Origin of the sequence: Microbacterium testaceum (genome assembly GCF_029761935.1) — a bacterium.
Lineage (GTDB): Bacteria > Actinomycetota > Actinomycetes > Actinomycetales > Microbacteriaceae > Microbacterium > Microbacterium testaceum_A.
In genome coordinates this window covers 3,250,876-3,275,127 of sequence record NZ_CP121699.1, presented here as the reverse complement: position 1 = coordinate 3,275,127, position 24,252 = coordinate 3,250,876, and the positions used below count along the sequence as shown (strand labels likewise).

Below are 24,252 nucleotides of genomic sequence, written 5' to 3'. Positions count from 1 at the left end.
ACCGTCCTCGCCGAGCAGCGCATCGGCGGACCCGTCAAGCCCGCGAAGCACCGCATGTCGGCCACGGCCCTGCGCTGGCAGATCGGTCTCTACGTCCTGCTGATCGTGCTCGCGGTCATCTACATCTATCCGTTCCTCGTGCAGGTGGCGACGTCGTTCAAGACGGATGCCGCGGCGGCGGCCGACCCGATCTCGCTCGCGCCGCAGCCCTTCACGTGGGCGGCCTACGAGCGACTGTTCTTGAACTCCGACTTCCCCGTGTGGTTCGGCAACTCGGTCGTGGTGACCGTGTTCGTCACCGCGGGGCGGGTGTTCTTCAACTCCCTCGCCGGGTACGCGCTCGCCCGCCTGCAGTTCCGCGGGCGCGGGATCGTGTTCGCCGCCCTCATCGCGGTGATGGCGGTGCCGACCGTGGTGCTGCTGATCCCCAAGTTCCTCGTCATCAACCAGCTCGGCATCTACGACTCCTACGCGGGCATGATCCTGCCGCTGCTGGTGGATGCCGCGGGCGTGTTCATCATGAAGAACTTCTTCGAGTCGATCCCGCCCTCGGTCGAGGAGCAGGCGCGCATCGACGGAGCGGGCACGTTCCGCATCTTCTGGTCGGTCGTGCTGCCGATGGCTCGGCCCGCGCTCATCACGATCGTGATCCTGTCGTTCCAGGGATCGTGGAACGAGCTGAGCCACTTCGTCATCTCCACCCAGTCCCCCGAGCTCACCACCCTGACCAAGGGCGTGGCGTCGCTGGCCAGCGGTCAGCTCAGCCAGGGCAGTCAGTTCCCCCTCAAACTCGCGGCCGCGGCCATCATGACGATCCCGGTCGCCGTGGTGTTCTTCATCTTCCAGCGCCGCATCATGAACGCCAGCGAAGGAGCCGTCAAAGAATGACCACCGCCCCCACCACCTCGCCTGCCGGGACGACGGTCGACTCCCCTCCCCTGCAACCGCTGCTCAGCGATGCGCTCATCGTGCTGCGGGCCCCCACCCAGGTGTGGTCCGACGGCACGGGAGACATGGGCGCGGGTGCGGTGCACGGCGTCTACCACGGTGACGTGCGACACGTGCGCGCGCTCACCTCCCGCTGCGACGGCTCGCCGATCGAGTGGATCTCGACCGCCCCCGATGGCGCCTCGCGCGTGGTCTTCGGCGGGCTGCTCCGCGGCCTCGACGACACCACGCCCGACCCGAAGGTGCGCCTGCTGCGCGACCGCCGCGTCGACGACGGCGTGGTGAGCGAGTCCTGGACCCTGCACTCGCGCGTCGACCAGCCGATCCGCACCACGCTGCGCCTGGTGCTCACTCCCGAGTTCGCGCAGCTGCACGAGGTGAAGTCGGGTCACGCCTCCGCTCGCAACGCCGAGACCGTGGTCGAGGGAGAGAAGATCCGGGTGGATGCCGGCGCCCAGGGCCTCGAACTCGTCGCTCCGGGCGCCCGAGTGGCGTCGGCCGATCATGGCCTCGAGGCCGAGTGGGACGTCGAGATCGCGCCCTTCGGCGCCGCCGAGATCGGCTGGACGCTGACGCTCCGCGACGACACGCTCGTCGTGGGCTCGGCGACCGCTCCCGTGCGGTGGCATGCCGCGGCCGTCTCCGCCAGCGCCCCCGACCCGCGCTTGTCGCGATGGCTGCGCACCGCTCTCGACGACCTCGACGCCCTGCGGCTCGTGCTCCCCGATCATCCCGACGACGAGTTCTTCGCCGCGGGAGCGCCGTGGTTCTTCACGCTCTTCGGCCGCGACTCGATCTGGGCCGCGCGGCTCGCGCTCCCGCTCGACCGCGAGATCGCGGCATCCACCCTGCGTGTCCTCGCCCGCCTCCAGGGCGCCGACGACGACGCGCAGACCGCGCAGGAACCGGGCAAGATCCTCCACGAGCTGCGGGCCTCGGCGCTCGAGATCCCCGGCGAGGGCATCGTGCTGCCCCCGAAGTACTACGGCAGCGTCGACTCGACTCCGCTGTGGATCTGCCTGCTCGCCGACGCCTGGCGCGCCGGCATGCCCGAGGCCGAGGTGCGCGAGCTGCTCCCGACGCTCCGCGGCGCCCTCGGCTGGATCCGCGACAGCGGCGACAGCGACGGCGACGGCTTCCTCGACTACATCGACCGCATGGGCACGGGCCTGTCGAACCAGGGGTGGAAGGACTCGGGCGACTCCATCCAGTGGCGCGACGGCAGTCTCGCCGAGGGGCCGATCGCCCTGTGCGAGGTGCAGGCGTACGCGTACGAGGCCGCCCTGGCCGGAGCCGACCTCCTCGAGGAGTTCGGCGAGGGGGCGGATGCCGATGACGCCGCGTTCTGGCGCTCCTGGGCCGCCGACCTCAAGAAGCGCTTCGCCGCCACGTACTGGGTCGAGACGCCCGAGGGCCGCTACCCCGCCGTCGCGCTCGACCGCGACAAGCGTCCGGTCGACACGCTGACGAGCAACATCGGACACCTGCTCGGCACCGGCATCCTGTCGGCCGAAGAAGAGGCGCACGTCGCCCAGCTGTTGCTCGGCGAGAGCATGTCGAGTGGATACGGCATCCGAACCATGTCGACCGGCGCCGCCGGGTACTGGCCGCTGTCGTACCACGGGGGCAGCGTCTGGGTGCACGACACCGCCATCGCCGCGCACGGCATGCTGCGCGCGGGCCTGCACGACGAGGCACGCGCTGTCGTCGACGGACTGCTCGATGCCGCCTCGGGCTTCGCGTACCGCGTGCCCGAGCTGCACGCGGGCGACCCGCGTACCCACTCGTCGGTGCCGACGCCTTACCCCGCCGCCTGCCGTCCGCAGGCGTGGTCAGCCGCCGCCGCGGTGGTCTGCCTCACAGCCCTCACACCCGCCCCCGGGGTGTGAGCCCGCCGGGCGGCGCCGCCCCGAACCGCCGCCGCCCGGCCCTTCCCTCTTCATGGGGCGCTCAACGGGGCCCCGGGGCGCCGAAGATGGCCCCGGGGCCACGGCGAGACGCCGCGCCGGGCCCCCGCTCAGACGACCCGCGTCACCGTCCCGCCGGTCAACCGCACCAGCTCGTCGAACGTCAGCGGGAATACCGTGTGCGGCGTGCCGCCCGCGGCCCAGATCTCGGGGAACGCCGCGAGGTCCTCGTCGACCACCGTCGTCAGGGGCGCGGGGTGGCCGGTCGGCGCCACTCCCCCGATGGGCTGGCCGGTCGCCGCGAGCACCTGTTCGGGGGTCGCCCGGCGGATGCCGCCGCGCCCGAGCCGCTCGGCGAGAGCCGCCGTGTCGACCCGGTGCGCGCCGCTGGTCATGACGAGCAGTGGCTCGTCGTCGCTCCAGAACACGAGGCTGTTGGCGATCGCGCCGACCTCGACACCGAGGGCGGCGGCGGCGAGCGCAGCCGTCGACGCGGCATCCGGCAGCACGACGATGCGCCCGGCGATGCCCGTCTCCTCGAGGGCGGCGGCGACCAGGCGACTACGGGCGGGGAGGGCGTCGGTCATGCCCGACAGCCTAGAGCGAGCCCCGCCACGGGCCGGGCGCGAACGCACGCGATCCGCGTGAGATCACCCGTTCGAGAGCGTCCCGCGCGTGTGCGCTCGCGCGGATCGTGTGGTCTCGGCCGAGGCGCCGCGGGGCCGCTCGCGTGACGCCCGCCGACGGGTCAGAATAGATCCCGGATGCCGCAACGCCGCGGCATCCGCACAGTGCCGCCCACAAGGCGACCGACGACAAGGAACGCGATGAAAACCGCTCTGCCCCTGCCCGATTTCACCCACGAACGCGTGGAGGTGATCACGGGGCGACGCAGCGGTCTGTTCGTCGCCGTGGCCCTGCACTCGTCCGTCCTCGGCCCCGCTCTCGGTGGCGCGCGCCTGTGGACCTATCCGTCGTGGACCGATGCGCTCGGCGACGCGCTCCGCCTCTCGGCCGCGATGACGCTCAAGAATGCCGCCGCCGGCCTCGACGCGGGCGGAGGCAAGTCGGTCATCGGACTGCCCGAGGGCACCGTGCTCGACGCCGACCGGCGCCGCGCCGCGTTCCTCGACCTCGGTGACGCGGTCGAGAGCTTGGGCGGGCTGTACCGCACCGCCGAAGACGTCGGTTCGACCACCGAGGACATGCTCGTCGTCAGCGAGCGCACCGCGCACGTGGTCGGGCTCCCCGACACGGTCGGCGGCTCGGGTGAACCGGCCGGTCCCACGAGCCTCGGCGTGTACGCCTCGCTCGTCGCGACCCTGGAGCGTGCTGTCGGCACCGGCGCCGTGGCCGGGCGCCGCGTCACCATCGCCGGTCTCGGCCAGGTGGGCAGCCGCCTTGCCGAGCGTCTCGCCGGCGAGGGCGCCGTTCTCACCGTCACCGACGTGAATCCCGCCAAGCGCGCTCTCGCGACCGAACTGGACGCGGCGTGGGTCGAGCCGAGCGAGGCGCACCTCATTCCCGCCGACGTCTTCGTTCCCGCGGGCATCGGCGGGGTGCTCACCGACGACGTGATCGACGCCCTCGACGCCCGCTCCGTCTGCGGTCCCGCGAACAATCCTCTGGCCGACCGCTCCGGCGCCGACCGTCTCGCCGCCCGGGGCATCCTCTACGCGCCCGACTTCGTCGTCAACGCGGGCGGGGTCATCTACCTCGACCTGGTGGCGAAGGAGCGCGGCAGCCTCGACGACATCATGGGGCGCGTCGCCGGCATCGGCGACACCGTCCGCCGCGTCTTCGATGAGGCGGCGGACCGGGGCGTGACCCCGCTCGCGGCAGCGGAGGGACTCGCCGCGGAGCGACTCGCCGCGGGCGCAGGACGCACCGCGCTCGTCTGACCGGAAGAAAAGAAGAACCGGATGCCGCCTCGACGGGGCATCCGGTTCTTCGCGTTCGGGGGTTTAATGCGCGACGTCGGATGCCGCGAGGACAGTGGCGGAAATGCGTCCGCGATCAGTGATCGGGAAACCGTTCTTCTGTGTCCGGGAACGCACGTCGATCACATCTCGGGTCGGAATGGCCCGCCCGCGCGGGGTGCGTCGCGGAGGAGACGGAGAAGAACCGACCGGGCGCGCGGCCGTCATGTACGGCCGAAAGGCGTCGCGCAGTTTGTGTGCATTGTCAGACGACTGATCGATTTCATCGGAACGCCCTTCCAGAGAGAAGGTCACACTCATTCCGTCTTCGATGACCGAACCGTCGAGGTCGTCGATCGTCTCCGTGATGTGCTCATTCGCCATGTCGCGACCATAAGCCGCCGACGAGGCGCATTCCGGGCTGCGATTTGGGAATTCACCCGCCGACTCGCCGGCTTTCACCGACCCCCGCCCTGCGCGGCGCGTCCGCGAATCCACGCGGGTGACGCAGCACGCGACAAGCGCGGGGGCGAACAGCGTCATTCTCTCGGCCGTCGCATTCACGCCCGGCCGAGAGGAGAACAAACGAGGTTCAGGAATTCGCCTCGGCGTACGCGTCGAGAATCGTCGCGGGAACGCGACCGCGATCGCTCACGGTGTGTCCGTTCGCGCGCGCCCATTCCCGAACAGCACCAAGATCGACGTCGTTCGAGCGGCGAGCAGCACGGGGGCGTCGCGCGGCCGAATTGCCACGGGACACCGAACGAGCGGCATCCACGAACGGGGCGATCGCCGAATAGAACTTGTCCGCATTGCGGTCGGAGAGGTCGATCTCGTAAGCGCGACCTTCGACGGAGAAGGTGATTTGCTTTCCCTGGCCGTCTTCGAGAACAGAGCCGTCGAGGTCGTCGACGAGGTGCGTGATGTGCTTCATAGCCATAATACGAAAAACCTTACACCCGTATTCAATGAATTTCCCGCGTTAGACATCTCTGATAAAGGCGCGGCTGTCGAGCCCTCCCCGAAGATAGGCACCGTGCCCGTCGGGGGACTATCCTCCCTGGGTGGTGTTCGCTCCCTGGACATCGCTTGAGACAGAGGATGCGTCGCGTGAGTCTTTTCCGAACCAAGTCGGTGGAGCAATCCATCGCCGACACCGATGAGCCGGAGTTCCGACTCAAGAAGTCCCTCAGCGCCGTCGACCTGACCGTCTTCGGAGTCGGCGTCGTGATCGGCGCGGGCATCTTCACCCTGACCGGTCGCGCCGCCAACGAAGTCGCCGGCCCCGCCGTCGTGATCAGCTTCGTCATCGCCGCGATCGCGTGCGGTCTCGCGGCCATGTGCTACGCCGAATTCGCCTCCACCGTCCCCGTTTCGGGATCGGCGTACACCTTCTCGTACGCCTCGCTCGGCGAACTCTTCGCGTGGATCATCGGGTGGGATCTCATCCTCGAGATGTTCCTCGGCGCGAGCGTCGTGGCCCAGGGGTGGAGCGCCTACCTCAGCACCTTCCTTCAGCAACTCGGCATCGTCCTGCCCGAGGCGGTGAGTTCCGGCGGTGTCGTCGATGTGCCCGCGATCCTTCTCGTCCTGGTCCTCGGCGGCCTCATGACGGTCGGCATCAAGGAGTCCCTCCGGGTCAACCTCGTGCTCGTGGCCGTGAAACTCTTCATCGTGCTGTTCGTCATCGTGGCCGGCATCCTCTTCATCAATCCGGCCAACTACACCCCCTTCGTCCCGCCGTCGGTCCCCACCGAGTCGGCCTCCGGTCTCACCCAGCCGCTGTTGCAGTTCCTCTCGGGCCTCGAGCCGGCGACGTTCGGCGTCGGGGGCATCCTCGCCGGTGCAGCCCTGGTGTTCTTCGCCTACATCGGTTTCGATGTCGTGGCGACGACGGCCGAAGAGACCAAGAACCCGCAGCGCGACCTGCCGATCGGCATCATCGCCTCGCTCGTCATCTGCACGATCCTCTACTGCGCCGTCGCCGTGGTCGTGACCGGCATGGTGCCCTTCGACGAGCTGAACCCGAAGGCCGCCCTCGCCGAGGCGTTCGCGTCGCGTGGCCAGACGTGGATGGCGACGGTCATCGCCGCGGGCGCCGTGGCGGGTCTGACCACCGTGGTGCTGACGCTGCTCATCGGCGCGACGCGCATCATCTTCGCGATGTCGCGCGACCGACTGCTCCCCGGCGCTCTCGCCAAGGTGCACCCGCGTTTCCGTACCCCGTGGGTCATCTCGATCGTGGTGACCGTGATCGTCGCCCTCGTCGCGGGTCTGACGCCCGTCGGCATCCTCGAAGAGATGGTCAACATCGGCACCCTGTCGGCGTTCGTGCTCGTCTCTATCGGCGTGATCGTGCTGCGCCGCAAGCGCCCCGACCTCAAGCGCGGATTCCGCGTGCCGTGGAGCCCGGTCCTGCCGATCCTCTCGGCCGCCATCTGCACCTACCTCATGCTCAACCTGTCGGTCGAGACGTGGTTGCGGTTCCTCATCTGGTTGGCCCTGGGCTTCGCGATCTACTTCGCGTACTCGCGCAGCCACGCCCGTGTCGGGACCGGAGCGCCGCTCGACCCGACCAAGCCGAACGTGGTCTCCCCTCCAAAGGAGTGACCCGATAAGACACCGGATGCCACGCCCCCGTCGTTCCGAGAACGCTCGGGGGCGTGGCATCCGTCGTCTCCCCTCCGGCGGATGACGCCGCCATCCTTCTGGATGAATTCGCGTGGCTGAGCCCGGCGTCCCGCCCCTCGTCTGCCGTGCGCGATACGTCGCCGATACACCCCTCCCCCTAGGGTGAGGACGTTCGACGACGATTCTGTTCCGGGGGGTTTCATGGGGATCGCACGCGCGTGGGTCTTTCCGATTCTGCGCATTCTTCTGGTCGCCCTGGTGGCGGCAGCGCTGATCAAGCTGGCATTCTTCCCGGATCGGCTGGCCGACGCGGCGCCCGCGCAACCGACCGGGGCCATCGTGGAGCCGCGCGCCATCGCCGCTCTCGGCACCATCACCAACGACGTGGTGGTCAAGGCGACCGTCACGGCCGACGCGGCGGTGCCGATGAAGTCGACAGCCGCCGGAACCGTGAACAAGATCTTCGTCGCCGAAGGCGCGACGGTCGCCCAGGGCGATGTCGTCTTCACCGTCAAGGTGCCGATCGAGCGCGACCCCGCGGACAGCGTGGATGCCGAGGGCAAGCCCAAGCCCGCGATCTACCGGTACGTCGACGTCACGGCGCCCGCCGCGGGGACGCTGAGCTCTCTCGCCGTCATCGCGGGTCAGGACGTGACGATCGGCGCCGCCGCCGGGACCGTCGCTCCCCCCACTTTCTCGGTCACCGGGAGCCTCGAGCCGGCCCAGCAGTACCGGCTGCTGAATCGGCCCACCGAGGCCTCCGTGACCATCACCGGAGGACCCGCGGCGTTCACCTGCGGCAACCTCCGCATCACGACCCCCTTGGCCGGCAGCACGAGCGGCGACTCCGCCGCGACCGGGGGGAACGCCGCCGGGACGAGCGGCGCGGGCTCCGCGGCATCCGGCACGACCGCCACCTGCACCGTTCCCGGGGACGTCACCGTCTTCTCGGGCCTGGCCGCCGAGATGACCCTCGCGGGAGGACGCGCCGAGGGCGTACTGCTGGTTCCGACCACCGCCGTCCGGGGCGCCGCCCAGAGCGGGACGGTGTGGGTCTCGAGCCCCGACGGCACCACCGCGGAGCGCGCCGTCGCGCTCGGCCTCACCGACGGCACGCAGGTGCAGATCACCGATGGGCTGACCGAGGGAGAAGAGATCCTCGAGTTCGCACCCGGCGCGATGGCACCGGTGGACGACGGGTGCACGGTGTATCCGGACGGCTCGATGTACTGCGATCCGGCCACAGCCTCGTGAGCCTGCTCGCGCTTCGCGAGGTCACCCGGACGGTGATCCCGCAGGATCAGCCCGCCCTGACGATCCTCAACGGTGTCGACCTCGTCATCGAGCCCGGCGATCACGTGTCGATCGTCGGCCGCTCGGGGTCGGGCAAATCGACGCTGCTGAACATGCTCGGGTTGCTCGACAAGCCCACGAGCGGTGAGATCACCTTCGACGACCGCCCGGTGAAGGAGTACTCCGCGGCCCAGCGCGACCGTCTGCGGGGTGCGGCGATCGGCTTCGTCTTCCAGCAGTTCAATCTGCTCCCCGGGCGCACCGCTCTCGAGAACGTGACCATGCCCCTGCTGTACGCGACGGGCCGCACCTTCTGGCGTCGCAAGAAGATCGCCGCCGAGATGCTCGCGCTCGTCGGGCTCGAGCACCGCCTGGGCAGCCTGCCCGACCGCCTGTCGGGCGGAGAGCAGCAGCGCGTGGCCATCGCCCGTTCCCTCGTCCGCGGCCCGCGCCTGATCCTCGCCGACGAACCGACCGGCGCGCTCGACCTCGACACCGGCCAGAGCGTCATGGAGTTGATCGACGACGTCGCCGAACGCACGGGCGCAGCGCAGGTGATCATCACGCACGACCCCACCATCGCCCGCCGCGCCCGTCGGCACTTCCGTCTCGACCGCGGAGTCCTGACGGCCGTGGACGATCCGACGCTCGAACCCCTCACACGCCGAGACCGTCGCGAGGCGAGTCCGACCGAGGAGGAGCCGACCGACGCCCTCGCCGCTCTCGGGCTCGGCGGCGCGGAACGGAGCGACGCCTGATGCGCGCGCTCACCGCCCTCGTCGGCGCCCTCCTCGAAGCGTGGCAAGAGGTGCGGGTGCACCGTACCCGCGTCCTGCTCTCGCTCGTGGGCGTCGCGGTCGCCGTGTGCTCGCTGACCACGGTGGTCGCCCTCGGCGCCATCGTGCAGCAGGCCAACCAGGAGCTGAGCGAGCGCTCGTCGGGTCGCCCCGCGACGCTGCACGTCGCCGCCTTCCGGACCGACGGCGTGGCCCTCGACGCGAAGAAAGTGGATGCCGCCTGGGCCGAGGTCCTCGATCGGTACGGGGTGTCGTACGCCACCCGTGTGCAGAGCGTGTCGCAGCTCGTGCCGTTCCCCGACGGAGCGGTCGAGGTCGTCGCGCAGGCCGTCGATCAGCCCTACGGCGAGATGCACCGCGTGCAGATGGCCGAGGGCGAGTGGTTCACGACCCTCGACGCGCAGCAGCTCGCGCCGCGCCTCATCGTCAACAGCGTGTTCTGGGACCGGATGGGGAATCCTCCCCTCTCGAGTCACCCCGTGGTGGCGCTGGGTGGGCAGGGCGTCCCCCACGCGGCATCCGGGATTCCGGCGGGCGGCACGACCGCCGTCGTCGTCGGGGTGGTGCCCGCGGCGACGTGGGAGACCCAGCCGACGATGTTCATGCTCGCCGATCACCTGTCCGCGATGCAGGATGCCGCCACCGGCGAGCGCGGTGCCGGAGCCGCGGCCACCGATCCCTACGGCCAGGGTGCTCCGCAGACGCAGTATGAGATGTGGGTTCCGCCCGAGATCTCCGATCAGCTGACGACGGTCATCAAGCGCGACCTGGCGGGAGCCCTCGGAGAGAACGTCTCGGTCGACGCCGCGCGCAACGACTGGGCGACGTACGGCGACGATCCGTTCCTGGTGACCAAGCTCGTCGTGATCGGCATCGCCGTGCTCGTGCTGCTGCTCGGCGCTCTGGGGCTGGTGAACATCGCCCTCGTCACCGTGAAGCAGCGCGTGCGCGAGATCGGCATCCGGCGCAGCTTCGGGGCGACCGCGGGCCGGGTGTTCTTCGCGGTGATGATGGAGAGCGTGGTGGCCACCGTGGTGGCCGGCGCGGTCGGGGTGATCGTGTCGATCCTCGTCGTGCAGTCCCCCGCGACGCGCGACCTGATCGGCCAGGGCATGGTGAGCGATTTCCCGCCCTTCCCCGTCGACGCCGCCGTCACCGGGCTGGTCGCCGCCACGGTCGTCGGCGCGATCGCCGGGCTGCTCCCCGCCCTCGTCGCCGTTCGGGTCAAGGTCATCGACGCCATCCGGTACTGAGAACGCAGAGTTGCGCAGCGGGGCTGGGAATGCCCCGCCGCCCGCCGATAGGTTCGAGGAGTGACCGACATCCCTCGTGACGTCCCCCCGCCGTCCGCCCTGCCCGAGGCGGTCGCGCCCCGCGCCTCGACCGACTCCCGTCCGGCGATGCAGGTGACCGGTCTCGCCAAGCGCTTCGGTCAGAAGGTCGCGGTCGAAGGCCTCGACCTCGTCGTCCCGACCGGGTCGTTCTACGGCCTGGTCGGCCCCAACGGAGCGGGCAAGACCACCACGCTGTCGATGGCGACGGGACTTCTGAGGCCGGATGCCGGCACGGTCGGCATCCACGGAGTCGACGTCTGGACCCACCCGGTCGAGGCGAAGAAGCTCATCGGCAACCTCGCCGACGGCGTGCGCCTGTTCGACCGGCTCACCGGCGAGCAGCTCGTCACCTACACCGGCATGATGTTCGGCCTCACGCGCGAGGAGGTCGGCGCCCGCACGGCCGACCTGCTGCAGATCATGGACCTCGCCGAGGCCGCGGGCACGCCCGTCGTCGACTACTCCGCGGGCATGACCAAGAAGGTCGCCCTCGCCTGCGCTCTCGTGCACGCCCCCCGTCTGCTCGTCCTCGACGAGCCTTTCGAATCCGTCGACCCGGTGTCGGCGGCCAACATCGAGGACATCCTGCGCGGCTACACCGCCTCGGGCGGCACGGTCATCGTCTCGAGCCACTCGATGGACCTCGTGCAGCGCATGTGCGACCACGTCGCCATCATCGCGCAGGGCCGATTGCTGGCATCCGGGACCGTCGACGAGGTCCGCGGTGGACAGACCCTGCAGGACCGCTTCGTGGAGCTGGTCGGCGGGCGCCACCACGCGGAGGGGCCGCAGTGGTTGCGACAGTCCTGAAGATCCGGTTCCGCGTGCTGGGCAACACCCTGTCGCGGAGCCCCATGCAGTTGGTCGGCTTCATCTTCGGCGTCATCGGTGCGGTCTGGATGCTGTTCCTCGCGGGCGCCGGCCTCTTCTTCGTCGGAACGCTCGACCTCGACATCGCGCGTGCCGTCATCACCTTGGCGGGCGCGGTGCTGACCCTCGGGTGGGTGGTGGGACCGATCTTCGCCGCGGGGCTCGACACCACCCTCGATCCCGCGAAGCTCGCACCGTTCCCGATGACGACTCGGCAGATGATGGTCGCGATCACCGCGGGTGGGCTCACGGGCGTGCCCGGGATCACCACCGCGATCGGATCCCTCGCCGTGTTCCTCGTCTGGGCCCGCTACCCGGCCGCGGCCGTGGCCGCCGTCGTGTGCGTCCCCCTCGGCGTGGTGATCTGCGTCGTCGCGTCGCGCGCGGTGGCCGCTCTCGCCGCGGGCATCGGCGGGGGCCGCCGCACGCGCGAGGTCGTGGGTCTGGTCGGGTTCGCCCTCGTCATCTTCGCGAGTCCGCTCTTCATCGGGGTCACGAACCTGCTGTTCTCGGCGAGCGAGCAGGGGGCGCAGCTGCAAACCGTCGTTTCGGCGCTGTCGTGGACCCCGGTCGCCGCGGCGTGGGCCGTTCCGGGCGACCTCGCCGCGGGGGCGTGGATCACGGGGCTCCTCAAGCTCGTCATCGCGGTCGCCACCCTCGCGCTGCTGTGGGTGCTCTGGCGGCGGAGCCTGGCGGCATCCCTCGTCGGTCCTCCGGCACGCGTGGCTACGCGTCGCCGGTCCGGATCGCTGGGGTGGTTCGGCGTCATGCCCTCGAGTCCCGTCGGGGCGACCTGGGCGCGCTCACTCACGTCGTGGACGCGCGACTTCCGGTATCTGCGGCAGTTGCTGCTGATACCGTTCGCCCCCGTCCTCGTCCTCGTCTACTCGCGCGGCGATCTCGACGGGCCGTTCTTCGCGGCCTCGGGCCTGCTGGTCGGATTCTTCGCCGGCATCCTGGCGTACACCGACGTGTCGTATGACGGCACCGCCTTCGCCACGGTGCTGCAGACGGGTATCCGCGGGCGCGCCGACCGTCTCGGGCGCATGCTCGGATCGGCGACCGTGAGCATCCCGCTCGTGCTGCTCGCCGATGTCGTGACGCTGGCGATCGTCGGCAGGGGGGAGCTGCTCCCCGCGGTCATCGGCGGCTCGCTGGGCCTCACGCTGGTCGGCCTCGGTGTCAGTGCCGTGAGCTCGGCCCTGCTCGTCGTTCCCACGCCCGCCCCCGGCGACTCGCCCTTCAAGCGCGTGCCCGGGTCGACGTTCACGATGTTCCTGGCGTTCTTCCTGTGCTGGGCTCTGGTCGCCGTGCTGGCGCTGCCCGCCGTGATCCCCGCCGTGATGGCCGTCTTCTTCGGAGTGACGGGCGCCGGATGGGTCTCGCTCGCGATCGGACTGCTCTGGGGAGCGATCGTCTTCGCGGGCGGCGTGTTCATCGGCGGCAAGCGTTTCGATGCGGGAGCCCCGACGCTGCTCGCTCAGCTGCGGGCGTTCCAGGGCGCCTGACGACCGGATGCCACGTGCCGGGCGCGGCGGGCGATCACCGGGCGTAGGGATAGTCGAAAACGAAGCCCGGGACGGCCGCGGGATCGAGCACCAGCACCTGACCGGGCTGAATGGCGGTGCTGCCCGGGATCCCGTTGAGCGTGGTGAGGGACATGCCGTTCCAGATGCAGAACCGGTCGCCGATCGCCGTGGGGACATCGCCCGGGGCGACCGTGTAGGTGGCGATCCGCCCGTCATCGGCGAACGCGGGGGTCCCCGCCGCGAACTCTCTCACGCCCGTGTCGACCAGCTTCCCGAACAGGCTCGCGGTGAAGTCCTGTCCGTCTTGACTGCCCATGTGGATGTAGGCGGATTCCGCGCAGTCGCCGAAGCCGCCACCGGGAATGTACGTACCGTTGCCGACGTGGACGTACCCCTCGGGAGGCCCGTAGGGATCGACGGGCGCCGCGGATGCCGACGGCGTCGACGAAACGCTCGGAGTCGATTTCAGCGACGACGTGAGGCCCGCTGCCACCGAGGCGACCGTCCCCAGCGGCGCGAAGGCCGGCACCGTCAATGCCGCCAGTCCCACGACCACCGCACCGCACACGACACCGGCGATGACTTTGGCGGCGGATGGCTTCATGGTCTCGAGCATGGCAGGCGGCGGCGTCGGGCGCCATCGCCGTCACCACGCACGGGTCTAGGGTGAGGGCCGCCACCCGCCGCCGGAAGGATGCCTCATGGCCACCTCGCTCGTCGTCTACATCTCGTTCGCCGGAGCCGCCCGCGAGGCGATGACCTTCTACGAATCGGTCTTCGGCGGAGAGCTCACGTTCAGCACGTTCGGCGACTTCGGCATGGCCGATGCCCCCGCCGACGGCGTGATGCACTCCGAGCTGCGCGCCGACGGCTTCACCGTGATGGGCGCCGACGCCTTCGGCGAGCCCGAAGGCGGCTGGGGCGCGAACCGCGTGCACGCGGCCTTCATGAGCGACGAGCTCGATCGCGTGCGCGGCTTCTACGACCGCTTCGTCGAGCGCGGCGCCGAGGTCGTGCAGCCGCTCGAGAAGCAGATGTGGGGCGACCTCTACGGCGAGGTGACCGACCCTTGGGGCGTGGCCTGGATGTTCAACATCGCCGCCCCCGGCGGCTGGGCCGAGAGCGGGAGCGTGAGCTCGTGAGCATGCGCCTCGAGCTGGTCCCCCTGCCCGTGTCCGACGTCGACCGGAGCATCTCGTTCTCCCGCGACGTCGTGGGCTTGGTCCTCGACCACGACGTCTCCCCCGGAAACGGCATGCGTGCCGTCCAACTCACCCCGCCCGGCTCCGCCTGTTCGATCGCTTTCGGCGTCGGAATGGGGGCTGGGACGCCGGTGTCGAACATGCACCTGGTGATCGACGACCTGGACGGTTCGCGCGGACCTCGCGGGGAAGGGCCTCGAGGTGACGCCGGTACAGGACATGGGCGGCGGGGTGCGCTACGCGTTCTTCGCAGATCCCGACGGCAACTCCTGGGCCCTGCAGGAGATCCGTGCGGGCGCGCGGCTTCCCGAGCCCGCGTCGTAGGCACCGGCCGCGCCATCAGGCGCGGTTTCGAGGAAGCTTCGGATGCCGCGCCGCCCGCCGTTCACCCGCGCTTCGTCCGCTCATCCTTGGATTCTTGGCGACTCCTTAGAGCGCGTGCGTTAGCGTCGCCCCGGACCCCGGCGCCCGCGAACCCACGCGCGCCGGATCGAATCGGGGAGCGAACCTGCCGTGAACACCCACTCCGTCGCCATGGCGACCGGGATCCTGCCCGACGCGGCGTCGATCCTCCACGCTTTCGGGCCCTGGGTCCTCGGGGGCATCGCGCTGCTCATCTTCATCGAGTCGGGCGTGCTGTTCCCGTTCCTGCCCGGCGACTCCCTGCTGGTCACCGCGGCGGTCCTGGCCGGCCCTCTCGGCATCCAGCCCTGGCAGGTGCTGCTAGTCGGCATCCCCGCCGCGATCCTGGGCGACCAGGTCGGGTACTGGCTGGGTCGCCGGTTCGGACGCCGCCTGTTCCGCGAAGGCGCGCGCGTGCTGCGCCCCCAGCGTCTGCACGATGCCGAGCGTTTCTTCACCCGGTACGGCGGCGGCTCTCTCGTTCTCGGTCGCTTCGTGCCGATCGTGCGGACGTACGTGCCGGTGGCAGCCGGAACCGCGCACATGCGCTACCGCCGGTTCCTCCTGTGGAACACCCTGGGCGCGACGCTCTGGGTCGTGGCGATGACCCTTATCGGTCTGCTCCTCGGCGGCATCCCGTTCATCGTCGACAACATCGACGTGCTGATGATCGTGATCGTGCTGATCTCGGTGCTGCCGGTGATCATCGCGATCGTGCGCAAGACGGTCGCCTCGCGTCGGGCACGTGCCGCGGCGGAGGCCGACTGAGTCGGAGACGTCTTTCGGCCGAGCGGCCGAGGGCACCTGAGTCCTCGCTCCTCACGGCCTGCGGAGGGGGCCCAAGGGCGCCGGCCCGTCGCGCTGAGCTGCGCACGTCCCCGGAGATCCCGTCGACAAACGAAGAAGGCCCCCGCTGAGCGGAGGCCTTCTTGTGGTGTTCTGGTGGACCTGAGGGGATTCGAACCCCTGACCTCCTCGATGCGAACGAGGCGCGCTACCAACTGCGCCACAGGCCCGGAAACCTCGTAAACACTATCACGTCATTCGCGCCCGCCTCGACGCGCACCGACTCCGTCGGGCACGCGACGAGCGGCGTATGCCGCTGACAGCATCGGTCGAGAGCGAGATCGACGGAGCACGCCCGGCACCCGCGAAGGGGCCGACGTCACTCCCCCGACGCGCGACGCGCCAGGAGCCGCTGAACGTGATCCTGGATCTCCGAGTCGTCGACGTACCCCATCGCGGCATACGGCGACGGAGCGGGGGCGACAGCGGCCGGACGAGCCGTCTCGATCGGGGTGGGAGCCTGCTCGGCGGCGAGCTCGCGCGCGGCCTCCTCGCGGGCGGCGGCGCGCAGCGCCTCGCGGGCGATCTGCTCGTCGACCACGGCGGCGGCACGCGACCCGGCCGACGCGACGAGCGGGCGCGGAAGCTCGCGAGGCGTCCACGTGGGGCGCGGCTCGGGCACGAGGGCGACGTCCTGCACTTCGGTCGCGACCGTGCGCGTCGCCACCGATGTCGCAACGGACACAGGCGCCGTGCGGGCGGCCACGACCGAGATGCGGCGGAGGACGACGAGGGATGCCACGACGACGACCGACCCGAGAGAGAGCAGCACCGGCGCTCCCCCGGTGACGACCTGCGCGAGGCCGGCCAGCGCGGCGACAAGGCCTGCAAGGGCCACCGTGGTCACGCTCAGACGGAAGCGGCGGCGAGCACGGACTCGACGAGCCTCGGGGCGCGCAACGGCCGCGGCGCGCTCCGCGTGCGCGCGCTCGACGGCAGCGGCACGCTCGGCGCGGGTCTTCTCGAGGGCGGCAGCGCGTTCGGCGCGAGCGACCTCGACGGCCGCGGCACGCTCGGCACGAGCCAGGTCCACGGCCGCGGCACGCTGCTCCTTGACGACATCGCGATCGCGGGCACTCTCGAGACGAGCCACCTCGAGTCGTGCCTTGGCCGCGGCGAGCTCGGTCTGGGCCTTCTCAGCCTGGATCTGGCGCGCGAGCTTCTGCTGTTGGTGGGCGGTGCGCGCCGTCAGCTCCAGCCGGACCTCTCGGGGCGTCTCGGCTGTCTCGGCGAGCACGCGCAGCGCCTGGTTGAGACGCACGGCATTGCGTTCGGCGGAGGTGAACCGGTGACGGCTCTGCCACGACGGAAGCAGATAGACGAGCCAGAGCGCGACCGCGACGAAGACGATCACGCCGCCGCTGAGAACCTGCCCACCCATGCCATAAAGGTAGGTCACCGAGAGATCACACCTCGGCATCCCCCGGCGTGTCGCGACGAGACTTTCGCCACGTACCGGAGGCGGATCGCAACGGAACCGTTCAGACCCGATCCGAAGGAGGAACGCGAGCGGCATCCGGCGGGACCTGCCCCCGCACGTAGCGATCCAACACCCCGTACGGAACCTCTTCGCGCACGAGGGCGAAGGCGTAGTGGTCGCGCCAATCGCCGTCGATGTGGATGTACTTGCGCCGCAATCCCTCGTAACGGAAGCCGAGCTTCTCGACCACCCGCAGGCTGGCGTGGTTCTCGGGCCGGATGCAGATTTCGACGCGGTGCAGGTTGAGCTCGGTGAAGCACACGTCGGTCGCCATCGCCACGCTGATCGTGGTGATGTTGCGACCCGCGAACTCCTCGGCGACCCAGTAGCCGATCGTCGCCGACGCCAGCGATCCGCGCGACACCCCCCACACGTTGAGCTGCCCGGCGACGTCGTCGTCCCACGCCATCACGAAGGGGACGCCGACGCCGTCACGGTACTGCTGCAGAAGACGACGGATGCCGAGGCGCATGTCGAACGACACGGGACCGTCGGGGCTGGTCGCCTCCCACCGCTTCAACCACGAGCGGTTGTCGATCAGCTGCTGCTGGAGGACGCGCGCATCGCGATTGCGGATGAGACGGATCGACACGTCGCCGTGCCGCCGGGGGACGGACAGATCCATGGCGTCTTGCCCGGGTCAGAGACCCTGCGCGAACTCCTTGAACCAGGGGCGGAGGGCGGGGCCGAGGTCGTCGCGGTCGGCAGCCAGCTGCACGATCGCCTTGATGTAGTCGACACGGTCGCCGGTGTCGTAACGACGTCCGCGGAAGACGACGCCGTACACGCCGCCGCCGTCGCCACCACCGGTCGCGAGCTCTTCGAGGGCATCGGTCAGCTGGATCTCGCCGCCCTTGCCGGGCTCGGTGCGCTCGAGGATGTCGAAGACGTCGGGACCGAGAACGTAGCGACCGATGATCGCCAGGTTCGAGGGCGCGTCTTCGGCCTTGGGCTTCTCGACGAGCTGCGTGACCTTGACGACGTCTTCTTCGTCGGTGGCCTCGACGGCGGCGACACCGTAGAGGTGGATGTGGGCGGGATCGACTTCCATCAGCGCGATGACGGTGGCACCGCCGCGCTTGTCGTACTCGTCCATCATCTTGGTGAGCAGAGGGTCGCGCTCGTCGATGAGGTCGTCGCCCAGCAGGACGGCGAAAGGGTGGTCGCCGACGTGGCTGCGCGCACGCAGCACCGCGTGACCCAGCCCCTTCGGCTCGCCCTGACGCACCATGTGGATGTCGGCGAGCTCGGATGAGTGCTCGACCTTGGCGAGCTTGTCGTCGTCGCCCTTCTCGCGCAGCTTCGCCTCGAGCTCGGGCATGGAGTCGAAGTGGTTGGCGATGTTGTTCTTGTTGCGACCGATGATGATCAGGACGTCTTCGATGCCGGCACCGGTCGCCTCTTCGACGACGTACTGGATGGCCGGCTTGTCGACGACGGGCAGCATCTCTTTGGGCATCGCCTTCGTGGCGGGCAGGAAGCGCGTACCGAGTCCGGCGGCCGGGATGACGGCCTTGAAGGGCTTGTGAGGCATGGGCATACCCTAGCGGGGTCCTGCGCCACCGGCGGCAACGCGCCCGCCCCTAGACTTATCGCATGCCGGATCGTATCGAGCAGGCCAAGCGCGCCCTCCGCGCCGATCTGCGCGAACGCCGCCAGACCATCTCCGCCCATGCGCGCGAGGTGGCCGAGGCCGGCGTCACAGAGCAGCTCGACGCCCTCGTCGCCCGCCTCGGCGCGCGCAGCATCTCGTGTTTCCTGTCGACCCCCACCGAGCCCGGCACGCACGCCTTCGTTCGCGCGGCGGTGGGGCGCGGCATCCGGGTCCTGCTCCCGATCACCCGCGAAGACGGTCTGCTCGACTGGAGCGTGGCCACTCCCGACACCGAGATCACCGAGGGACTGTTCGGGCTTCCCGAACCGATCGGTGACGTTCTGGGGCCGATCGCCGTCAACGACGTCGACCTCCTGATCATCCCGGCGGCCGCCGTCGATCACCAGGGCATGCGCCTCGGCTGGGGTCGCGGCTACTTCGACAAGACCCTCGGCTCGATGGAGAAGTGCCCGCCGGTGTACGCGGTCATCTTCGACTCCGAGCTCATCGACGACGTGCCGCGCGACGTGCACGACCAGCCCGTCACGGGCGTGGTCACCCCCACGCGCACGCTGCCGCTCGCCGCCCACACCTCCTGAACACCCGAAGGACGCTCATGCCCACCTACTCCTACGCCTGCAAGCAGTGCGGTCACCGTTTCGACGCGGTCCAGTCGTTCGCGGACGCTGCCCTCACCGAGTGCCCCGAGTGCGGCGGCGAGGTGCGCAAGCAGTACGGATCGATCGGCGTGACGTTCAACGGCTCGGGGTTCTACCGCACCGACTCCCGCAGCTCCACCTCCGGCGGGTCCGGTAGCGGCTCGACCGGTTCTTCGACATCATCGAAGTCGGAATCGACGTCGTCCGCCCCGTCCTCGGCCTCCTGAGCCCGAGTCGGCGCGGCCTGAGAGGAGCCAGCGCATGATCAAGGGATTCAAGGAGTTCATCCTCCGTGGGAACGTCATCGACCTCGCCGTCGCGGTGGTCATCGGCGCGGCGTTCACGGCGGTCGTCAACGCCATCGTCGCGGCGGTCATCACCCCGCTGATCGAGGTGTTCTACAAGCCCGCCGAGAACGGCGAGGTCGGGCCAACGATCACGGGCATCTACGGGCAGGAAGTGGTCTTCCCCCTCCCCACCCTGCTCTCCGCGATCATCAGCTTCTTCGCCGTGGCGATCGTCGTCTACCTCGTGTTCGTCTACCCGATGAACCGGTGGAAGGCAATCGCGGCCGCGCGCGCCGGGGTGAACGAGCCCGCCTCGGACGAGCCGAAGCTGCCGACGGAGCAGGAGCTGCTCGTGCAGATCCGCGACCTGCTGGAGCGCCAGAACAAACTCTGAACCGATATCGCCCCACCCTGACGGCGTCCGCGCCGGGATCGCATCCCGGTCCGGGCGCCGTTTCGTCTGCGCGGGTCAGTAGTGCGGCGGGACGTCGCGCATCATGCGCTCGTCGTTGGGGCCGGATGCCGCGGGCCGCGCACCCGTCCCGCGCGCGGGATCGTCGGCCGGCGCCGGTTCGGCGGTCGTGCCCGGGGCGGCGAGCAGGCGCGCCCGACGAGCACCGCGGACGCGGACGACCGGCTGACGCTCGGTGCCTCGACCGCTCGTCGCGTCCGCCTCGGGGACGGCATCGTGCGGGGTGTCGCTCATCGCGCGCTCAGTCGGGAAGATCGAGCGACTCGGTGGTCGCGTCGGGGGCGACCGCGTCGTCGGGAGCGATCCCCAGGAGTTCCCCGATACGGGATGCCACTCCGGCGGGGTCGCTGTACAGGTCGAACGCGTGCACGCGCACGTAGTGCCAGCCGAGGCGGCGGAGGATCTGCGGCCGCAGACGGAGGGTCTCGCGGAGGGATTCGCCGATGGTCTCGGGATCGCTCTCGGCCACCACCGCCTTGCCCTGGTAGCGAGCGACGAGCGGAAGCAACCCGCGGTAATCGACGTCGACTTCGATGCCGAGTCTGCGCAGTTCGCGCGCCAGGGCGCGGGTCAGCGGGTCGGCCAGGTCTTCGAGGCGCGTCTCACGGCTGCGCGACGCGACATTGCCCAGAATGCCCATGAGGGTCGCGGCACCGTGCTCGAGGCGGCCGTCGTCGAACGCCGAGGGACGGATCGATGACACGATCACCATCGAGCGGCGGGCGCGCGTCATCCCGACGGTGAGCAGTCGCTCCCCATCGGGCGTCGACAGGTCGCCGAAGTCGCTCAGTACGCGACCGTGGCGCGTGAGACCGAAGCCGAGCGAGAACACCACGCGGTCGCGACTCTCGGCCACGGACTCTTCGAGCGTCAGCACGGCGAAGGGCTCGGCGGCATCCCTCGAGATGAACTCGGCGACGTCGGAGCGTCCGGCCAACGCCGCCACGACCGAGGCACGCACGCGCTCTGCGTGCTTGCGGCTGGCGGTGACGACCATGAGCGATTCGGACGCGCGGTTCACGGCGTGCTCGACGACGAGCGTGACGACGCGGGCGACCTCGGCATCGGGGCTCTCGACCGCGCCGCTGACGGGGTCGGGGGCACCGACACCACCCTCGACGTAATCGACGCTCAGGCTGCCGCGGCCGAGGTACGAACCGGCCCAGGGAAGCGAGACGATCTCTCCGCCGTAGAAGGCGTCGTTCACCAGCTGCGAGAGATCCTCGCCGCCGGCGCGGTAGCTGCGGGTGAGCGTCTCGACGGGCAGCAGCTCGGCGATGCGCTCGAAGACCGAGGTCTCGTCGAAGGGGACCTCGTCGGCCTCGTCGGGGCCGGCGGCGATCGACGCGCTCACGCGGAAGGGGGTGGGCTTTTGCACCACCGGGTCGCCGAACAGCACGACCTGGCGAGCCCGGCGCAGAGCCGGGGCCGCCTCGGCGAGGCACAGGGCCGCGGCATCCGCGATGATGACGACATCGAACGCGAGATCGGTCGGAACGTCGGGAACCTCGTACGGCGACGCGAGCCACACCGGCGCGAGCGTGCGCAGCAGGATGGGCGCGGCATCCGACATCTCCTGCGCCGTGTGCAGGCCGTCCTTGAGGACGCGCTTGAGGGCGGCCGCCTCGTCGGCGTGATCGACGATGCCGATACGCCACTGCGTCGCGAGCTGAGCGGCGAGCAGCGGGCCGGCCGCAGCGGCGTGGGCCTCGTCGACGAGACGGAAATCGCGCTCGAGACGGTCGACGACGCTCGTGTTCGCACCGAGAAGAGCACGGTCGGTGCGCAGCAAATGCTCGAGGGCCGACTGCCACCACGCGAACTCGAGTTCGGCCCCCACGCGCTCTTCGGGAACGTGGCGCACCGAGAGCTCGACGAGGAGCTGCTCGAGACCCAGCCGCGCGAGCTCGGAACGCAGTTGAGCGCGCTCGACGAGGTTGTCGAAGAAGGTCGACTCCGCGGCGAGACCGGCGAGGGTGCGCACGAGACGCTGCACGGGCAGGGTCGCGAGGCGCTCGGAGCCTTGACGGCCGAGGATCTGATCGAGTTCGCCGAGCAGGGCGTCGGTGCGCTGCCACGCGACGTGGACGTCGGCGAGACCCAGCGGCACCTCGGGGGTGACGCCGGCGTCGACGACGCGCTGCCACTCCGTGCGCTGCTGCTGGATGCGCACGAGCGCCTCGTACATGTCGGGCACGTGGACGCCCGGGCGCACGTACTCCTTCGACAGCCGCTTGAGGCGACGACGGTTGGGACCGCTCATCGCGGAGGCGTCGCGGCGCGGCGAGTGCGCGTCGATGAGCTCGCCGAGCGGACGCTCGAAGACACTCGGGCTGAAGCGATCGAGCGACTCGCGGATGCCCTGCAGGAGCTTCAGGTACGACCCGAGCTCGGACACCGTCTGGAACGGGCGCATGCGCGTCTGCGCGATGAGCTCGTACCCGCGCTCGAGCAGACGAGGAACGTCGCTGCTGTGGAGCTTGCCCGCGAGATCGTGCGCCGCACGCGCGTCCTCGGTCCGCGAGAAGCTGACGCCGTACCACGGCGAATCGTCGGGCCCGAAGCGGAACTCGCCGAGGCGCGCGGCCATCGCGAGCGCCCGGGCCGCGGCATCTCGTCGTCCGGCGAGTCTCTCGAGGGTCGCGAGATCGAAGCGGGCCTCGGTCGACGGAGCGGGAGAAGTGGATGCCAACGACGTCAGCGCGCGCAGGATGTCGAGCGCCGAGACGCCCAACGCGAGGTGCGGCTCGGTCACGGCGGAACGGTAGTCGCGCAGGACCGTGCGCAGACGCACGAGGGCGTCGTCGATCTCGGCGACCTTCGGCTGCTCGGCCTTCTCATTGCGACCGATCGCGCGGATGAGGTCGCGACGCACGTGGTTCGGAGAGACGGCGAGACCCGTGAGGCCGACTCCGGCCAGACGGTGACGGATGCCGTCGAGCGTCGAGCGACGGGCACTGACCACGAGCACGCGCTTGTTGTCGTGGACGAGCTGCCCGATCGCGTTGATGACCGTCTGCGTGCCGCCCGTGCCGGGAAGGGTGTGCACGGCGAGCGACTGCCCCGCGGCGATGCGGGCGAGGACACGCTCCTGCTCGGCATCCGCGTCGAGGAGCAGGGTGTCGGCAGCGGGAGTGCGCTCGTCGGGGCTCACGACCTGCGGGTCGTCGCGACGCACCGTGATGCGCGCGCGGTCGTCGGGGTGACCGGCGAGCGCGTTCAAGAGGGTGTGGTCGAGGTCGTGCGTGTCACGAGCCATACCCGATCCGACATCGGCGAACGACGAGATCACCAGGCGCGGGTGCACGACGAAGGTCGGCACGTGCGAGGTGAGGCGGCGGATGTGGTCGATGACCGGCTGCGGCTTGAACACGCCCTGGTCGTAGGCGAGGCCCGCGAGAGCCGCGGGATCGATCTGGATGCCGAGGTGCGTGCGGAACGCGCGAGCGAGCTCGGGGTTCATGACGAACGCGCCGTGCAGCTTCAGCTCGAAGTCGCCGTGGTGGCGGCGGATGGCGAGCGGGCGGAGGAGGACCGGAGCGGACCACTCCACTCCCCCGATCTTCCACGCCGACAGGCCCACCGCGAGGTGCACGGGCTCGAGGCCGCGCGCGGTGCGCAGCTCGACGTTCTTGGCCGTGATGCGCTCGGCGGCCATGCGGGCCGTGCGCAGGGCCACCTCGTCGCGGAAGAGGTTCGACAGCATCGTCGCGCGACCCGTGATGAACTGCGGGAGCGAACCCGGGTGCGCCTTCGTGATGTCGATGCCGGCATCGCGGGCGTCGTCGAAGCGCAGGAGGGTCGATCGTCCGCCGAGAGCCGCAGCCTCGGACCGGATCCGGTCGCGTTCGGGGTCGGCCACGTGGCGAACCACGATGCCGGGTTCCGACAATCGCAGGTCGCCGGGATCGACGGACGACACCGTCTCGTCTCCGTCAGCGCCGATCACGGCACCGTCCTCAGCTCGCCACACACCTGTCAGACTAAGCCGGGCAGTGCGGGATCGTGCGCAGCGGGCCCGAGTTTCGCGGTAATCAGCGACACGCCGCGCCACCGGCTCTTCCTCCCCAGGCGGGGAGTCG

Annotated in this window: 24 protein-coding genes and 1 tRNA gene; 15 read left to right on the top strand and 10 right to left on the bottom strand. The window is 70.1% G+C overall.

Annotation, left to right across the window (positions count from 1 at the left end; translation table 11 throughout):
- Positions 1-54: 54 nt before the first annotated feature.
- The gene (locus QBE02_RS15705; protein WP_279367908.1) at positions 55-888 is read left to right on the top strand and encodes a carbohydrate ABC transporter permease; all 834 of its coding nucleotides are present in this window, start codon (positions 55-57) and stop codon (positions 886-888) included.
- Positions 885-2,837, top strand: a complete 1,953-nt coding sequence (locus QBE02_RS15700; protein WP_279366539.1) for a glycogen debranching N-terminal domain-containing protein — start codon at positions 885-887, stop codon at positions 2,835-2,837. The genes QBE02_RS15705 and QBE02_RS15700 overlap by 4 nt, the downstream gene beginning before the upstream one ends.
- 128 nt (positions 2,838-2,965) lie before the next feature.
- Here QBE02_RS15700 and QBE02_RS15695 read toward each other — a convergent pair whose 3' ends face one another.
- Positions 2,966-3,442: a YbaK/EbsC family protein gene (locus QBE02_RS15695; RefSeq protein ID WP_279366538.1), complete on the bottom strand. Its 477-nt coding sequence runs from the start codon at positions 3,440-3,442 to the stop codon at positions 2,966-2,968.
- Between the two features lie 240 nt (positions 3,443-3,682).
- On the opposite strand from QBE02_RS15695, the gene QBE02_RS15690 reads away from it, so the two are divergent.
- Positions 3,683-4,756, top strand: coding sequence for a Glu/Leu/Phe/Val dehydrogenase family protein (locus QBE02_RS15690; RefSeq protein WP_279366537.1), 1,074 nt, complete (start codon positions 3,683-3,685; stop codon positions 4,754-4,756).
- A gap of 63 nt (positions 4,757-4,819) precedes the next feature.
- Here QBE02_RS15690 and QBE02_RS15685 read toward each other — a convergent pair whose 3' ends face one another.
- The gene (locus QBE02_RS15685; RefSeq protein ID WP_279366536.1) at positions 4,820-5,317 is read right to left on the bottom strand and encodes a histone-like nucleoid-structuring protein Lsr2; all 498 of its coding nucleotides are present in this window, start codon (positions 5,315-5,317) and stop codon (positions 4,820-4,822) included.
- A gap of 49 nt (positions 5,318-5,366) precedes the next feature.
- Entirely contained in the window at positions 5,367-5,714 is a 348-nt protein-coding gene (locus QBE02_RS15680) for a histone-like nucleoid-structuring protein Lsr2 (protein ID WP_144785634.1), read from the bottom strand.
- Positions 5,715-5,884: 170 nt separating this feature from the next.
- Between QBE02_RS15680 and QBE02_RS15675 the strand changes: the two genes are divergently transcribed.
- The 6 genes from QBE02_RS15675 (at position 5,885) to QBE02_RS15650 (ending at position 13,207) form a co-directional block, all read left to right on the top strand.
- Positions 5,885-7,384 carry an amino acid permease gene (locus QBE02_RS15675; RefSeq protein ID WP_279366535.1) on the top strand — a complete coding sequence of 500 codons (1,500 nt, stop codon included), beginning with the start codon at positions 5,885-5,887 and terminating at the stop codon, positions 7,382-7,384.
- Between the two features lie 222 nt (positions 7,385-7,606).
- A complete protein-coding gene (locus QBE02_RS15670; RefSeq protein ID WP_279366534.1) occupies positions 7,607-8,659 on the top strand; it encodes an efflux RND transporter periplasmic adaptor subunit in 1,053 nt (350 codons plus the stop codon).
- On the top strand, positions 8,656-9,456 hold the full coding sequence (locus QBE02_RS15665; RefSeq protein ID WP_279366533.1) for an ABC transporter ATP-binding protein: 801 nt from the start codon (positions 8,656-8,658) through the stop codon (positions 9,454-9,456). Before QBE02_RS15670 ends, QBE02_RS15665 begins: the two co-directional genes overlap by 4 nt.
- Positions 9,456-10,748 (top strand): ABC transporter permease, encoded by a 1,293-nt coding sequence (locus tag QBE02_RS15660; RefSeq protein WP_279366532.1) that lies wholly within the window; start codon positions 9,456-9,458, stop codon positions 10,746-10,748. Before QBE02_RS15665 ends, QBE02_RS15660 begins: the two co-directional genes overlap by 1 nt.
- A 147-nt stretch (positions 10,749-10,895) precedes the next feature.
- Positions 10,896-11,639: an ABC transporter ATP-binding protein gene (locus tag QBE02_RS15655; protein ID WP_279367907.1), complete on the top strand. Its 744-nt coding sequence runs from the start codon at positions 10,896-10,898 to the stop codon at positions 11,637-11,639.
- Positions 11,621-13,207 carry a hypothetical protein gene (locus QBE02_RS15650; protein WP_279366531.1) on the top strand — a complete coding sequence of 529 codons (1,587 nt, stop codon included), beginning with the start codon at positions 11,621-11,623 and terminating at the stop codon, positions 13,205-13,207. Before QBE02_RS15655 ends, QBE02_RS15650 begins: the two co-directional genes overlap by 19 nt.
- 34 nt (positions 13,208-13,241) lie before the next feature.
- On the opposite strand, the gene QBE02_RS15645 is transcribed toward QBE02_RS15650, so the two are convergent.
- Entirely contained in the window at positions 13,242-13,832 is a 591-nt protein-coding gene (locus QBE02_RS15645; RefSeq protein ID WP_279366530.1) for a LysM peptidoglycan-binding domain-containing protein, read from the bottom strand.
- A gap of 97 nt (positions 13,833-13,929) precedes the next feature.
- On the opposite strand from QBE02_RS15645, the gene QBE02_RS15640 reads away from it, so the two are divergent.
- From QBE02_RS15640 to QBE02_RS15630, 3 genes are all read left to right on the top strand, one after another.
- Positions 13,930-14,370 (top strand): VOC family protein, encoded by a 441-nt coding sequence (locus tag QBE02_RS15640; RefSeq protein WP_279366529.1) that lies wholly within the window; start codon positions 13,930-13,932, stop codon positions 14,368-14,370.
- Between the two features lie 261 nt (positions 14,371-14,631).
- On the top strand, positions 14,632-14,754 hold the full coding sequence (locus QBE02_RS16205) for a VOC family protein (protein ID WP_347710267.1): 123 nt from the start codon (positions 14,632-14,634) through the stop codon (positions 14,752-14,754).
- A gap of 210 nt (positions 14,755-14,964) precedes the next feature.
- Positions 14,965-15,600 (top strand): DedA family protein, encoded by a 636-nt coding sequence (locus QBE02_RS15630; RefSeq protein ID WP_279367906.1) that lies wholly within the window; start codon positions 14,965-14,967, stop codon positions 15,598-15,600.
- Between the two features lie 172 nt (positions 15,601-15,772).
- Here the strand turns inward: QBE02_RS15630 and QBE02_RS15625 are convergent.
- From QBE02_RS15625 to galU, 4 genes are all read right to left on the bottom strand, one after another.
- Positions 15,773-15,848, bottom strand: a tRNA-Ala gene (locus QBE02_RS15625).
- A 149-nt stretch (positions 15,849-15,997) separates the two neighbouring features.
- Positions 15,998-17,059, bottom strand: a complete 1,062-nt coding sequence (locus tag QBE02_RS15620; protein WP_279366528.1) for a large exoprotein — start codon at positions 17,057-17,059, stop codon at positions 15,998-16,000.
- A 100-nt stretch (positions 17,060-17,159) separates the two neighbouring features.
- Positions 17,160-17,783, bottom strand: a complete 624-nt coding sequence (locus tag QBE02_RS15615; protein ID WP_056229062.1) for a GNAT family N-acetyltransferase — start codon at positions 17,781-17,783, stop codon at positions 17,160-17,162.
- Between the two features lie 15 nt (positions 17,784-17,798).
- Complete coding sequence (gene galU, locus QBE02_RS15610) at positions 17,799-18,692, bottom strand: UTP--glucose-1-phosphate uridylyltransferase GalU (protein WP_056229819.1); 894 nt, start codon at positions 18,690-18,692, stop codon at positions 17,799-17,801.
- 62 nt (positions 18,693-18,754) lie between these two features.
- Between galU and QBE02_RS15605 the strand changes: the two genes are divergently transcribed.
- The 3 genes from QBE02_RS15605 to mscL are packed head-to-tail and all read left to right on the top strand — an operon-like array spanning position 18,755 to position 20,092.
- Positions 18,755-19,351, top strand: coding sequence for a 5-formyltetrahydrofolate cyclo-ligase (locus tag QBE02_RS15605; RefSeq protein WP_268104364.1), 597 nt, complete (start codon positions 18,755-18,757; stop codon positions 19,349-19,351).
- A 17-nt stretch (positions 19,352-19,368) separates the two neighbouring features.
- The gene (locus QBE02_RS15600) at positions 19,369-19,638 is read left to right on the top strand and encodes an FmdB family zinc ribbon protein (RefSeq protein ID WP_279366527.1); all 270 of its coding nucleotides are present in this window, start codon (positions 19,369-19,371) and stop codon (positions 19,636-19,638) included.
- Between the two features lie 34 nt (positions 19,639-19,672).
- On the top strand, positions 19,673-20,092 hold the full coding sequence (gene mscL / locus QBE02_RS15595; protein ID WP_056229073.1) for a large conductance mechanosensitive channel protein MscL: 420 nt from the start codon (positions 19,673-19,675) through the stop codon (positions 20,090-20,092).
- A gap of 75 nt (positions 20,093-20,167) precedes the next feature.
- On the opposite strand, the gene QBE02_RS15590 is transcribed toward mscL, so the two are convergent.
- Both QBE02_RS15590 and QBE02_RS15585 read right to left on the bottom strand, forming a co-directional pair.
- Positions 20,168-20,404: a hypothetical protein gene (locus tag QBE02_RS15590; RefSeq protein ID WP_279366526.1), complete on the bottom strand. Its 237-nt coding sequence runs from the start codon at positions 20,402-20,404 to the stop codon at positions 20,168-20,170.
- Between the two features lie 7 nt (positions 20,405-20,411).
- On the bottom strand, positions 20,412-24,119 hold the full coding sequence (locus QBE02_RS15585) for an AAA family ATPase (RefSeq protein WP_279366525.1): 3,708 nt from the start codon (positions 24,117-24,119) through the stop codon (positions 20,412-20,414).
- Positions 24,120-24,252: the final 133 nt, after the last annotated feature.